The following is a 13,923-nucleotide window of genomic DNA, read 5'->3' as shown; positions in this document are numbered from 1 at the left end:
AAGAAACATTTGATCTGAACATTTTTACTTATGACATAATGATTATATGGAATCCTTTAAACAGATAAAAAATAATAATGTGGATCTAATAAGTAATAATGATCCACTTGATAAAAATCGTCTTTTAATAGAGGATTTATGGGAATCTGTGCTTAAAGAAGAATGCCCAGAAGATCAGGCAGAGAGGCTGATACAGCTTAAAGAATTAAGTTATTCAAAACGAATTGATGGTGATAGTTCAAAAACTTCTAAGAATGAAATTGTTGATATTGTCAATTCTATGGATTTGGCAGAATCAATTGCAGCAGCAAGGGCGTTTTCATTATATTTTCAACTAGTTAATATTTTGGAGCAAAGAGTGGAGGAAGATAGATATATTCAAAGCTTTACCAATAAAAATGTTCAAAAATCGCCAGATAATCTGGATCCTTTTGCCCCAGCTTTGGCTAGACAAAATGCTCCAGTAACTTTTAGAGAATTATTTTATAGGCTGAGGAAATTAAATGTACCTCCAGGAAAATTAGAGGCTTTGTTACAGGAAATGGATATTCGTTTAGTTTTTACTGCACATCCTACTGAGATAGTGAGACATACTATTAGACATAAGCAAACTAGAGTTGCAAATTTATTAAAAAAAATACAGGCTGAGCAATTTTTAACAATAGAAGAAAAATATTCTTTAAAAACGCAATTAAAAGAAGAAGTAAGACTCTGGTGGAGAACAGATGAATTGCATCAATTCAAACCTTCAGTTTTAGATGAAGTAGATTACGCCTTGCATTATTTTCAGCAAGTTTTGTTTAAGGCGATGCCTCAATTGAGAGGCAGAATTGCTGAAGCACTTAGCGAGAACTACCCAGATGTTCAGATGCCATCTGAGTCTTTTTGTAACTTCGGTTCTTGGGTAGGCTCCGATAGGGATGGTAACCCCTCGGTCACTCCTGAGATAACATGGAGAACTGCTTGCTACCAAAGACAGTTGATGTTGGAAAGATATATTATTGCAACATCTAATCTTAGAGATCAATTAAGTGTCTCGATGCAATGGAGTCAAGTAAGTTCTTCTTTATTAGAGTCATTAGAAACAGATAGGGTGAAGTTTCCAGAAATCTATGAAGCTAGAGCGACAAGATATAGATCAGAACCTTACAGATTGAAATTAAGTTATATTTTAGAGAAGCTGAGGTTAACACAAGAAAGGAATAATTTATTAGCTGATAATGGTTGGAAATTTGACTTAGAGGGAGAAATTGATACTAAAAATATAGATAAAACTGATAGCTTATATTATAAATCAGTTAATGAATTTACCTATGATCTCGAATTGATAAAAAATAGTCTTATCAGTACAGATTTAACATGCGAAGCAGTAAATAATTTACTTACTCAGGTCCATATTTTTGGATTTTCTTTAGCAAGTTTAGATATTCGTCAAGAAAGTACAAGGCATAGTGATGCTATGCAAGAGCTTACAAATTATCTCGATTTATCAGTGCCATATGACCAAATGTCTGAGGAAGAAAAAATGAAATGGCTTGTAGAAGAGCTAAATACAAAAAGGCCTTTAATTCCATCCGATGTCAACTGGACAAAGACTACAGAAGAAACCTTTTCGGTTTTCAAAATGGTTAAAAGACTTCAGCAAGAATTTGGAAGTCGTATTTGTCATTCTTATGTAATTTCAATGAGCCATAGTGCCTCTGATTTACTTGAAGTACTTTTATTAGCAAAAGAAATGGGACTTCTTGAGCAAAGTTCGCAAAAGTCAAAATTATTAGTTGTACCTCTTTTTGAAACTGTCGAAGACCTTAAAAGAGCACCTGAAGTAATGGAAAAGCTCTTTAAATTAGATTTTTATAGATCATTATTGCCAAAAGTTGGAGAATCTTTTCAACCTCTTCAAGAATTAATGCTTGGATATTCGGATAGTAATAAAGATTCAGGTTTTGTTTCCAGTAATTGGGAAATTCATAGAGCACAAATAGCCCTTCAAAATCTTGCAAGTAGAAATAATATATTGCTGAGGCTCTTTCATGGAAGAGGCGGTTCAGTTGGTCGAGGAGGTGGACCAGCCTATCAAGCAATATTGGCCCAACCAAGTGGAACTTTAAAAGGGCGAATAAAAATAACAGAACAAGGTGAAGTTTTAGCTTCAAAATATAGTCTTCCAGAACTGGCTTTGTATAATCTAGAAACTGTTACTACTGCTGTTATTCAAAATAGTTTAGTAAATAATAGACTTGATGCCACTCCTGAATGGAATCAATTAATGTCTAGGCTGGCAGAAACATCAAGGTGTCACTATAGAAAATTAGTCCATGAGAATCCTGACTTGTTAAATTTTTTTCAAGAGGTTACGCCAATAGAAGAAATAAGTAAATTACAAATTTCTAGTAGGCCTGCGAGAAGAAAAAAAGGTGCAAAAGATTTGTCGAGTTTAAGAGCTATTCCTTGGGTGTTTGGTTGGACACAAAGTCGATTTCTTTTGCCAAGTTGGTTCGGAGTAGGTACTGCATTATCAACTGAATTAAATTCAGACCCAAAACAAATTGAATTATTAAGAGTTCTGCACCAAAGATGGCCATTTTTCAGAATGCTCATATCCAAGGTAGAAATGACATTATCCAAGGTGGATCTGGAAGTTGCTAAGTATTATGTTGATACTCTTGGTAGTAAAGAAAATAAAGATTCTTTTGATGTTATTTTTGAAGTAATTTCTAAAGAATATAATCTTACAAAATCTCTAATACTTGAAATTACTGGTAAAAATAAACTCCTCGAATCAGATAGAGACTTAAAGTCATCAGTAAGCTTGAGGAATAAGACAATTATACCATTGGGATTTTTGCAAGTTTCACTTTTAAGAAGATTAAGAGACCAAACTAGACAACCGCCAATTAGTGAATTTCTTATTGAGAAAGATGAATCTAGTAGAGCTTATAGTAGAAGTGAACTATTAAGGGGGGCACTTTTAACTATTAATGGGATAGCAGCTGGCATGAGAAATACAGGTTGATAATTGCAATATTTTTCTAAAAAAAAACTTGTTCTTCCAAAAGGATATTTTGTTAACTCTACTGAGATACCATTAGCTAAAGGAGTTAATAAACTTTTAGCTAATTGTGGTTGTGAGACATTCCCAATAAAACCTCTCACTGAGGCTATACAAAAAAGTAATTTCTTTTTCACCATACAGAATCGATTAAAAAATAAATTATATGGCTTTGTGAGGGTTACATCGGATAAAGGATTGAATGCTAACTTATGGAATTTAAGTGCATTACCAGGCGATAATCAGCAACTTTATTATTCAATATTGCTTCAAGTGACGCTCGAGAAAATAAATAGAGAAATGCCTGGATGTAGTATTTCTGTACAAGCACCAGTGTCTTCGTTCAAAAGTCTAGAAGAAAGCGGCTTTATATTAGATCCAAATGGAATTCGAGTCATGGGATACAAACTTTAAAAAATATTTTACGAGCATGGAGGGATTCGAACCCCCGACTCTCAGAACCGGAATCTGATGCTCTATCCAACTGAGCTACATGCCCTTTAATTTTTCAATTTCTTTAAAGAAAATCTAAATATTATAAATTTAGCTAATTTAATAAATGAATGCATAAAGAAAATTTTTTTAAATAATTTAAAAATAAAAAATTTTCGGAACCATAAAAGTTTTGAAATTGACTTGAAAGAGCAGAGAGCAATTGTGCTTGGTTGTAATGGTATAGGCAAATCAAATTTACTTGAATCAATTGAATTTTTAAGTCAATTAAAATCTAATAGAGCATTAAGCGATAAAGATTTAATCGAAAATGATAGTGATATGGCTGAAGTTATATGCCAAATAGATTTTAGAGATGATTTAAAGTTGAATTTGTTTCGAAAAGGGCCTAAAAAAATTTATGTCAATGAATCAATCTTGAAAAAGCAGAGTGAAATAAAGCACTATATTCGTAGCGTATGTTTTTGTTCTAATGATATAAATATTGTTAGGAGTGAACCTAGTTATCGAAGAATATGGATTGATAAAGTTGTATCTCAGCTTGAACCAGTATATATAGAGTTAATTAGTAGATTTAACAGGCTACTAAAACAAAGAAGTCATTTTTGGCGTTCAGAAGGATTTCAAAATAACCAATCTTCTGACATTATTGATAGCTTTGATATACAAATGTCGATAATTAGCACACGAATTTTTAGACGCAGAAGAAGGGCTTTATTAAAAATAAAACCATATGTTGAATATTGGCATAATCACTTAAGTAAATCTAAGGAGCAAATATCAATGAATTATCTTTCAGGGATACAAGATATAAGTCCTGAAGAAGAAGAAGAAGAAGTTATTAGTAAAAAAATAGTAGATCAACTATTCAATCAGCGTTCAATCGAAGCATTGACTGGTAAATGTAATTTTGGCCCTCATCGTGATGAAATTGAGTTTCTAATCAATAATACTTCAATTAGGAAATATGGTTCTTCCGGTCAGCAAAGAACTTTTATATTGGCTTTAAAGATGGCTGAACTAGATTTATTAAGTAAAACATTAAATGTTCCTCCGATACTCATATTGGATGATGTCTTGGCTGAGCTGGATATAACTAGACAAAATTTGTTACTAAATTCTGTTGGTAAAGATAGTCAATGTTTTATAAGTGCAACACATTTAGATAAATTTAATCAGTCTTTTTTGAGCTCTTCACAAATGATTCATTTATAATTCTAAAAGTCACAATTTTCAGCTAATCTTATAGTCATATAAGTTTTTTTTATGGAAATTCCCAAAAAAAATCAAATTTTAAGTTCGTTTAGTAATGACCATAAATTAAGTCATCAAAGTAAACACCTTTTGTTAGAACTTTATGGATGTAATTATGAAAAATTAAATGATGAATCTTTTTTACGCTGTACATTGAACAGGGCAGCAAAATTGGCGAATGCAACAGTTCTGAATTTGATAAGCAATAAATTTGAACCTCAAGGTGTCACAGCAATTGCACTACTAGCTGAATCCCATATTTCAATACATACTTGGCCTGAATCTAATTATTCTGCAGTCGATATATTTACATGTGGCCAAAATATGATGCCAGAACATGCAAGTCAATATTTAACTGAAATTTTGAATGCTGAAGAGCATTTTTTGCGTGTTATTGAGAGAAATCCCCCAGCAGCAGTTTGTAAACAAATCAGAACGATTTTTTAAATGCTATTTTTATGTTTACCTATTTAATTTTCCGCTTATTAAGCCTTCAAGATCTAAGCTTGTGCATTTAAATCCTAAATTTGAAAAATATTGAACTAACTCATCAAAATTATATTTGTAAAAAAAATTCTTTAATTCATCTTGAGGAATTTCTATTCTTGCAGTTGAGCCTTGGCATCTCACTCTAACCTCTGATAAACCTCCTTCTTTAAGATATTCTTCTGCTTTCTCAACCATTTTTAACCTCTTACTAGTTATTTCATTACCATAAGGAAATCTTGATGATAAGCAAGGTTGAGCAGGTTTATCCCACCAAGGAAAACCTAATGCTCTTGATATATCCCTAATATCTTGTTTTGAGAATTTAAATTTTGCGAGGGGAGAGACAACTCCTGCTTCTTTTGAGGCTTTTATACCAGGCCTGTAATCTCTAAGATCATCAAGATTGACTCCATCTAGTACAGTCTTGTAATTAAGTTTTTTAGATAAGTATATTGTATGTTTGTGAAGCTCTTTTTTGCATGCAAAGCATCTATCCATTGGGTTTTCACTATAAGCTGGCTGGTCTAATTCTGATGTTTTAATTTCTAAATGCTTCACTCCAATCCATTTTGCTTGACTTCTTGCTTCTTCGCGAAGAGTATTTGCTAATGCAGGAGAAATACCAGTAACTGCAATTGCTTTGCTTCCTAATTGCTCAAATGCTAATGATGCTACTAATGTGCTGTCTACTCCACCAGAGTAAGCAATACAAACACTTTCAAGATTTTTAATGTATCTTCTAATTGTATAAAGCTTTTCACTTTGTTCATCAGAGAGTATTTCTAGTTGATTGAACATGCTATTTACTTTAATATTCAAATTACCTATGGTTAGGTTGAATTTATTATTAAATTTTTAATAATATCCTTACCTATATCTTAGATTAAAATTATTAACTTTGTTCAATTGACGAATACAAGTAGAAACAGAGGAATTGGAATTGTCACAGCAAGTGATAGTCAAGAGAGATCTAAAGGTCAGTTACATATTTATGATGGGGAAGGTAAGGGTAAAAGTCAGGCTGCTTTGGGAGTAGTTCTTAGGACAATAGGATTAGGCATATGTGAAAAAAGGCAGTCAAGAGTTTTACTTCTAAGATTTTTAAAAGGTCCTGAGAGGTCATATGATGAGGATTCGGCTATAGAGGCTTTGCAAAGAGGCTTTCCACACTTAATTGATCATGTAAGGACAGGAAGATCGGAATTCTTTAATGCTGAACAAGTGACAAAATTTGATGTTGGTGAAGCTGAGAGGGGTTGGAATATTGCTAAAGGAGCAATTGCTAGCTCTCTGTATTCAGTGGTTGTACTTGATGAATTGAATCCAGTTCTTGATTTAGGAATGCTCGATATCAAGGAAGTAGTCGATTCTCTTCAAAATCGTCCAGATGGACTAGAAATAATTATTACTGGCAGGGCAGCCCCTCCTTCTTTGGTACGAATATCTCAACTCCATTCAGAAATGAGACCACGTTTGCCAGGAGATCTATCAAAACTAAGTAGACAAAGTAGTTCTAGTGGTGGAATTGAGATTTATACAGGTGAAGGGAAAGGTAAATCCACCAGTGCACTTGGTAAGGCTCTTCAAGCTATTGGTAAAGGAATATCTCAAGATAAAAGTCATAGAGTTTTGATATTGCAGTGGTTAAAAGGTGGTAATGGTTATACCGAAGATGCTGCTATTGAAGCTTTGAGAGAAAGTTACCCACATTTAGTAGATCATTTGCGCTCAGGAAGAGATGCGATCGTATGGAGAGGCCAGCAACAACCAATCGACTATGTCGAAGCTGAAAGAGCATGGGAGATTGCTAAAGCTGCTATTTTGTCAGGTTTGTATAAAACAATTATTTTGGACGAATTGAATCCAACTGTTGATTTAGAGCTTCTACCTGTGGAATCAATTCATCAAACGCTCTTAAAAAAACCAGCAGATACAGAAGTTGTTATTACTGGGAGATGTAAAAATGAACCTTCATACTTTGAACTTGCTGATGTTTACTCTGAAATGGTTTGTCATAAGCATTATGCAAATGTTGGAGTTGATTTGAAAAGAGGTGTAGATTACTAAATATTTTTAAATATTAATTGCATAATATTTTTTTTACCCTTTCAATCCCACCCTCAATAGATCTTGACTGAATTTTGAATTTAGATAAGATTCTTGACGCTTTTTCAGAACGCATGCCCGATTTACATATAGTGAAAACTTCTTTACTTAAACTTTCTTTTTGAATAAATTTTAAATCAGATTCTTGGTTCAAATGACTTAAGGGAATTGATATAGAACCTTCTATTGCAGATTTAGAAAATTCTTCAGCTTCCCTAACATCAATTAAAAGAATTTTGTTGGGTTTTGATTTGTATAAGCTATTAAAGTCTTCTGCATTAATTCTGTTGATTGCATTATTTTCCTCACAATATTCATCGCTATAATAAAATTCCTTAAACTCAGACAGATTTTTTATTCTTTTATTTAGCTGATCACTTTTTAAATGTAATTTTTTCATATTCATATTTAACAAATCAAAAATCAAAATCTTTCCATCTAAAATTTCACCTTTTTTCAAAATGATTTTGATAATTTCATTAACCTGAAGAATTCCTATTAAACCAGTTGAGACACCCACTACACCGTATTCTGAACAACTAGGGACTGTATTTTTTGAAGGTGATTCTGGGAGCAAGTCTCTTAAATTAGGACTATTTTTATGTAAATTAAAAACACTTACTTGACCTTCAAAGCCTTGAACACTTCCAAAGATAAGAGGTTTATTAAGTATCAGACATGAATCATTTATTAAATATCTTGTCCCAAAGTTATCCGAGCAATCACAAATAACATCAAACTCTTGAATAATTTTTAAAGCATTTTTAGGATTAATTCTCTCTGAAAATGTTAATAATTTACAATTAGGATTGAAGTTTTTAATTCTTTCCCGAGCAGAATCAATTTTAAGATTACCAATAGTATTTGTTTCATGAATTATCTGTCTTTGGAGATTTGATTTTTCAACGTGATCATTATCAACTATTCCAATTTTTCCAATTCCTGCCGCGGCCAGATAAAGCAAAACAGATGAACCAAGACCACCTGCTCCAATACATAATACAGAGCTGTTTTTCAGCCTAACTTGACCTTCATAACCTATTTCTTTGAGAGTTAAATGTTTTTGATATCTTTCTTGTTCATCTGAGCTTAAGAAATTTATTTTGATATCATTTGAGGTTGTCATTTTTATTTCGCAAATTTGTCTTATGAAGATATGATAATTAAAATAAAAAATATAACCTTTACAAGGTTTGCTACGTGTGGGATTTGTGAATTTTTTTGTTATTGCAAGTTAATATCTAAAATAATTTATAAATAAAATTTTTTTAAAATTTTCTTCTAACATCATACATAATAAAGACATTTAAAAAAATACAAAATGTGTCGGTTCGGAATTACACTTAAAAAAAAGGTAGCAAATAGATGATTTTTCCGTTATTGTCTGGTCATTATTTAAGATTACTGATTTCATGAGTGATAACACACCAGAGTCAAATCAAGACTCCGGCTCCGCTACAAGCTCAGAAACTAAAAGCTTTTCAGACAAGTATTCTGATGTGATGGGTAAAGTCAATGAAACACTTGGAAATGTTGATTGGACCCAGATGGGTAAATATGGCAAAGCGGCAGGGATCATTGCTGTTGTTGTTATTGCGCAAATTATTATAAAAGTCGTAATTGACACAATTAATTTTTTTCCAATTCTTCCTGGTTTATTAGAACTGCTTGGTGTAATCGTTGTGGGTCAATGGAGTTGGCAAAATCTACGCACTAGCGAAAATCGTGAAGCTGTTTTAGATAAGGTGCAAAATCTTAAAAAAACATATCTTGGATAATTCAAGATTACATTTTGAGGATTGATTTAACGTAATTTTCTACTTGGTTGAAGTATGATCCGCCAAACATATTGGCGTGATTTAAAATATGGTAAAAATTATAAATAATTATCCTCTTTTCGAATCCTTTCCTTATTGGAAAAATTTTATGATACTCATCATAAAATTCTCTTCTAAAACTTCCAAATAGTTTTGTCATAGCTATATCTACCTCATTATCTGCCCACCAAGATGCTGGGTCAAATATAACTCCCCTACAACTTTTATCAATTCCTACATTCCCTGACCACAAATCACCATGAATAAGAGTATTTATTGGTTTATGATTCAACAATTCTGATCTAATTTTTTCTTTAACTTTATCTATGGTTTCTTTGTCTAAAAAATTTGATTTAAGAATTGATAATTGAGGGATTATTCGTAAGTTTAAAAAACAATCTATCCAATTATTTTCCCAGCCTTTCTTCTGATTTGTTAATCCTATAAAGCCCTCAATCGGATACCCAAAATTTTTTGGATTAGATTCTGTTGCATTTAAGTGCATTTCTCCTAAACCTTTCCCAAGATTTTTTTGATCAAAATTTTGCATATCTATCCATTCCATTAAGAGAATTTCTACATTTTTAAAAGTTTTAAATTTAATAACTTCAGGAATAATTAAATTTTTTTGGTTACTATGTTTTCTCAAATCTTGTAAACAAAATTTTTCAAATTCAAGAAAGTTTTTGTTCCTATCGTTTCTTTTAAGAAAGAATTTTTTGTTTGCAAATTCTATTTTCCATGTACTATGAATATCTCCTCCATATACTTGTTCAATATTTTTTGGATGATGTTCACCTAATTCATCACAAATTTCGCTAACTTCAAAAGGTGATAATTTTTGCATTTTAATGAGTAAGTCTGAAGTTGTTGTTGTAGGTGCTGGTATAGCAGGACTAACTTCTGCAGCAATTTTATCAAAGCAAGGTTTATCAGTAACTTTAATCGAATCTCATACACAATCAGGAGGATGTGCAGGTACTTTTAAAAGAAAGAATTATATTTTTGACGTTGGCGCAACTCAAGTTGCAGGTTTAGAGAAAGGAGGAATACATTCAAGAATTTTTGATTTTTTAGATATTCCATCACCTGAAGCCACTATTTTAGACCCTGCTTGCATTGTCGATTTAAAGGATGGGCGAAAGCCAATATCTATTTGGTATGAAAAAAGTAAATGGATTGCTGAACAAGAAATGCAGTTTCCTGGAAGTAGTCGATTTTGGAATCTTTGTAATCTAATACATCAAAGTAATTGGTTATTTGCAAATAATAATCCAGTATTGCCAATTAGTAATTTTTGGGATTTTTCTCAACTTCTCAAAGCACTAGTACCTTCAAACCTTGTCACAGGTATCTTACTTAAATCTACTATTTTTGATTTATTGCGGATATGTGGATTATCAAAGAATGAGCGCTTGATTAAGTTCTTAAATCTTCAACTAAAACTTTATTCTCAAGAGGACGTTTATAGTACTGCAGCATTATATGGATCTACTGTTCTTCAGATGTGTCAACAGCCGCATGGTCTGTGGCATCTTAAAAAATCTATGCAGTCTTTAAGTGAATCATTAGAAAGTTCATTAATTAAAACTGGAGTTAATTTAATTTTTGGACAAGAAGTTAATTCTATAACTTTTGACGAAGTAAATATGTGTTGGCAACTATCTGCTAATTCGAAAAAAAAATCATTTACTTATCAAGCAAAAGATGTGATTTATACCGCACCTCCACAATCTTTGCTCAAGCATTTGAAAGATCCTTTAGAAAGAAAAAAAAATTATAAAAATCGACTTAATAATTTGCCTGATCCAAGTGGAGCTGTAGTTTTTTATTCAGCATTAAAAAAGGAACATATTAAAAAAACATTCTCCAATCATTATCAATTTGTTTCAAAAGAATTTTGTTCGTTATTTGTATCAATTAGTGATGATGGTGATGGAAGAGCGCCAATAGGTGAGGTTACTTTAATTGCCAGTATCTTTACCAAAACTAAAGATTGGTTTGATCTAGATAAACAAACTTACTTAAAGAAAAAAAATGGTTTCATGAAAAAAATATCCCTTGAATTGGAAAGTCAATTTGATATTGATCCTGAAAAATGGCTACATAGAGAATTAGCAACTCCATTGGGCTTTGAAAGATGGACAAAAAGACCTAATGGAATAGTAGGCGGGCTTGGTCAAAATCCAGATATTTTTGGTTTATTTGGATTATCAAGTAGGACACCTTTTGAAGGTTTATGGTTATGTGGAGATTCGATTTATCCAGGAGAGGGGACTGCAGGTGTTAGTCAGTCTGCATTAATGGTTTCAAGGCAAATTTTAGCTTCCAAAGGTATAGAAAATTTTAGTTTATAAAATTTTGTCTGTTTTCTCTTGCTTCAGCAAGTTTTTTAGAAAGTAAATCCCAATTTTTATCTTTAATAAGAGATTCCAGTATATTCAGCTTATTTTTAAAATTATTTATGGAATTTAAAACATTAATCTGATTATTAATAGCTAAATCTAGGCCTAGTTGTTCATTGCCTCCGCCAACTCTCGAAGTGTCAGCAAATCCTGTAGCAGCTAATTTTTGCGAGAGATCTAATAAAGATTGATTATTTTTTGTTTGCGCAGTTTCTATGAGGGCAGAAGCTAAAAATATAGGCAAATGAGAAATTAGAGATACTGCTTCATCATGCTCTTTTGGCGAAGCTTGGCAAATTTCACAATCCATTGATTTTATGAGCTCGGAAATAGTTCTGACTGAATTTAAATCACTATTTTGTGTTGGGGTAATAATCCATTTTGCATTTTTAAAAAGACCTTCAAAACCTGAATCAACTCCTTTTTGTTCTGTGCCTGCCATTGGATGAGATCCAATAAATAGAGGATGTGAATTTTCCCATGTATTTACAATTGGTTCTTTTACAGACCCTACATCAGTTAATATTGTTTGCTGAGGTATTGATGCTACTAATTGTTGCGAAGGACTGATCAAATCTTTGATAGGCAATGCCAAAATTATTAGCTCACATTTTTTTAATAAGCTCAGATCACAGCTAACAAAATTTGCAAGTTTTTTATCCTTAGCTTTTTTTTCATTAAATTCATTATTTGCTATTCCATAAATTGTATGATTTAGACTTTGGAGTTTTAATCCTAAAGAACCACCAATTAATCCTAATCCTACTATTCCAATTTTCATAAATTAATTAATTCAAGACTCTCTTTTATTGATACCAATTTTTTGTATATTAGGTTCATAAATTGTGCATGTTTTTGAAATTAAATTAATTATAAATGCTTGAAATTTTAAGTCATCAATATTTGAAAAATTTTTTGAGAGATCAAACTATTAATTGGGAGCACATATATTCTTTTGGGAGGATAGTTTCCAAATGTATTGAAAATGATTCTACCTATCTAATTAATTCAGAAATTTTCTCTAGCTATGATTGGTTACCTCCAATTTTGATTTCTTTATTTTTAAAGGAAGAGGATTCAACTTTTATTTTATCTAAAGAAAAAATCCAATTTATAACCCAATTTCAGATTGATTCATTGAAAAATCTAGGTTTTAATTTTATTTTGAAAAATGATCAATTTATTTTTGCAAATCATCATGTTCACTTGATAACTATCCAGAATTTTCTTAATGATCCCAATTCTCGTAATCTTAGAAATCATCGAATAGTTTATTCAGGAATTGAGGATATAAAACAGGATTTAAAAGACCATTTTAGGATTTCTTTACTTAAAAAGGATTGGACAAAAAATTTTAAAGAATTTGAATTAATCAATCAAAAATTTATAAAAGTATATGATTCGTTGAAGAAAAAGTTCTTCTTGAGAAAGGTCTTAGGAAATAGTTATATTAATTTAGATGAAAAAGAAATTAGTTTCTTGTCAAATTTTTTTCATGAAAATTCTTTTTTTTCTGATAAATTTTTAAGCGTCAACAAAGCATTATCTCAAGGTTGGGCATGCTGGGTAAAGTTAAACGATACAAATTTAGATTGGAATTTGTATTTACAGCCAATAGATGAACTTTTTCAAATTAAGGAATTTTTTTCAAATAATAAATTTGTTTTTTTATCAGTATTGAGAAAAGATTATTTTTTCCAAATGTATTTTAAAAAGCATAGTTTAGATATTGACTTGGTTATTAATTTTAAGAGTAATTTTGAAGAGAAAAAGATTTCTTTATATATACCTTCTAAACAGTTGCTTCCTAATAATCCTCTTTTTACCAATTCAATCTTGGACAAATGCAAAAAGTTAATACTTTTTAGAAAGGGTTTAACTTTAGTGTTGTCTGATGATATTGATTTAAAAACTAATCTTGCTACAGAATTAGCTTCTACTTACGGGAAGAGAGTATTGCTAGAAACAATTCCCTCAGGTAGAAATGAAATCCTTTGCTCTAGTTTTGACTGGTGGATTATGTATTCTTATTTAATTCAAATTCCAGAACAAATTATCATTCCTTTACTTCCGATTCCGAATATGTCAGATCCCATTAATGCAATTACCGTCTCGCATAAAAAGAAGCTTTCTCAAGATTGGTTTAGAGACTTCTTTCTTCCTCAAGCTAGAATTAAACTTGAAAGATCTATTTCTCCTTTAAGAAGAAATTCAGGTAAGTTAATAATCCTAGATGGAAGAGCAAATAAAAGAAACTGGGGAAGATTACTTTTGCAAAACATTCAACCCTCAAAACAAATTAACTATATGCTACCTTTTGATTAGGTTATGATTTTGTAAATAACTA

12 protein-coding genes and 1 tRNA gene are annotated in these 13,923 nt (G+C 31.3%); 8 read left to right on the top strand and 5 right to left on the bottom strand.

Annotation, left to right across the window (positions count from 1 at the left end; translation table 11 throughout):
* Window positions 1-46 precede the first annotated feature (46 nt).
* Both ppc and JJ844_02870 read left to right on the top strand, forming a co-directional pair.
* Window positions 47-3,016, top strand: a complete 2,970-nt coding sequence (gene ppc, locus JJ844_02875; GenBank protein MBO6974620.1) for a phosphoenolpyruvate carboxylase — start codon at window positions 47-49, stop codon at window positions 3,014-3,016.
* A gap of 3 nt (window positions 3,017-3,019) precedes the next feature.
* Entirely contained in the window at window positions 3,020-3,466 is a 447-nt protein-coding gene (locus JJ844_02870; GenBank protein MBO6974619.1) for an N-acetyltransferase, read from the top strand.
* Between the two features lie 11 nt (window positions 3,467-3,477).
* On the opposite strand, the gene JJ844_02865 is transcribed toward JJ844_02870, so the two are convergent.
* Window positions 3,478-3,551: transfer RNA gene (locus JJ844_02865), tRNA-Arg, on the bottom strand.
* A 77-nt stretch (window positions 3,552-3,628) separates the two neighbouring features.
* Here JJ844_02865 and recF point away from each other — a divergent pair.
* Window positions 3,629-4,720 carry a DNA replication/repair protein RecF gene (gene recF / locus JJ844_02860; protein MBO6974618.1) on the top strand — a complete coding sequence of 364 codons (1,092 nt, stop codon included), beginning with the start codon at window positions 3,629-3,631 and terminating at the stop codon, window positions 4,718-4,720.
* A gap of 51 nt (window positions 4,721-4,771) precedes the next feature.
* On the top strand, window positions 4,772-5,206 hold the full coding sequence (locus JJ844_02855) for an adenosylmethionine decarboxylase (protein MBO6974617.1): 435 nt from the start codon (window positions 4,772-4,774) through the stop codon (window positions 5,204-5,206).
* A 15-nt stretch (window positions 5,207-5,221) separates the two neighbouring features.
* Here the strand turns inward: JJ844_02855 and larE are convergent, their stop codons facing one another.
* On the bottom strand, window positions 5,222-6,046 hold the full coding sequence (gene larE / locus JJ844_02850; GenBank protein MBO6974616.1) for an ATP-dependent sacrificial sulfur transferase LarE: 825 nt from the start codon (window positions 6,044-6,046) through the stop codon (window positions 5,222-5,224).
* Between the two features lie 108 nt (window positions 6,047-6,154).
* Between larE and JJ844_02845 the strand changes: the two genes are divergently transcribed.
* Entirely contained in the window at window positions 6,155-7,315 is a 1,161-nt protein-coding gene (locus JJ844_02845) for a cob(I)yrinic acid a,c-diamide adenosyltransferase (protein MBO6974615.1), read from the top strand.
* Window positions 7,316-7,328: 13 nt separating this feature from the next.
* Here JJ844_02845 and moeB read toward each other — a convergent pair whose 3' ends face one another.
* Window positions 7,329-8,480 (bottom strand): molybdopterin-synthase adenylyltransferase MoeB, encoded by a 1,152-nt coding sequence (moeB, locus tag JJ844_02840; protein ID MBO6974614.1) that lies wholly within the window; start codon window positions 8,478-8,480, stop codon window positions 7,329-7,331.
* A gap of 286 nt (window positions 8,481-8,766) precedes the next feature.
* Here moeB and JJ844_02835 point away from each other — a divergent pair, with 286 nt between their 5' ends.
* Complete coding sequence (locus tag JJ844_02835; protein MBO6974613.1) at window positions 8,767-9,132, top strand: CAAD domain-containing protein; 366 nt, start codon at window positions 8,767-8,769, stop codon at window positions 9,130-9,132.
* Window positions 9,133-9,139: 7 nt separating this feature from the next.
* Here JJ844_02835 and JJ844_02830 read toward each other — a convergent pair whose 3' ends face one another.
* A complete protein-coding gene (locus JJ844_02830; protein MBO6974612.1) occupies window positions 9,140-10,018 on the bottom strand; it encodes a fructosamine kinase family protein in 879 nt (292 codons plus the stop codon).
* A gap of 4 nt (window positions 10,019-10,022) precedes the next feature.
* Between JJ844_02830 and crtD the strand changes: the two genes are divergently transcribed.
* Window positions 10,023-11,528, top strand: coding sequence for a C-3',4' desaturase CrtD (crtD, locus tag JJ844_02825; protein ID MBO6974611.1), 1,506 nt, complete (start codon window positions 10,023-10,025; stop codon window positions 11,526-11,528).
* Here crtD and JJ844_02820 read toward each other — a convergent pair.
* Window positions 11,518-12,357 carry a prephenate/arogenate dehydrogenase gene (locus JJ844_02820; GenBank protein MBO6974610.1) on the bottom strand — a complete coding sequence of 280 codons (840 nt, stop codon included), beginning with the start codon at window positions 12,355-12,357 and terminating at the stop codon, window positions 11,518-11,520. The genes crtD and JJ844_02820 overlap by 11 nt on opposite strands.
* 95 nt (window positions 12,358-12,452) lie before the next feature.
* On the opposite strand from JJ844_02820, the gene JJ844_02815 reads away from it, so the two are divergent.
* Window positions 12,453-13,901 (top strand): DNA helicase, encoded by a 1,449-nt coding sequence (locus JJ844_02815; GenBank protein MBO6974609.1) that lies wholly within the window; start codon window positions 12,453-12,455, stop codon window positions 13,899-13,901.
* Window positions 13,902-13,923: the final 22 nt, after the last annotated feature.

The organism is Prochlorococcus marinus CUG1435 (assembly GCA_017644375.1).
GTDB classification, from domain to species: Bacteria; Cyanobacteriota; Cyanobacteriia; order PCC-6307; family Cyanobiaceae; genus Prochlorococcus_A; species Prochlorococcus_A marinus_AH.
The sequence above is the reverse complement of the archived record's forward strand: the minus strand, read 5'-3'. Positions and strand labels throughout refer to the sequence as shown.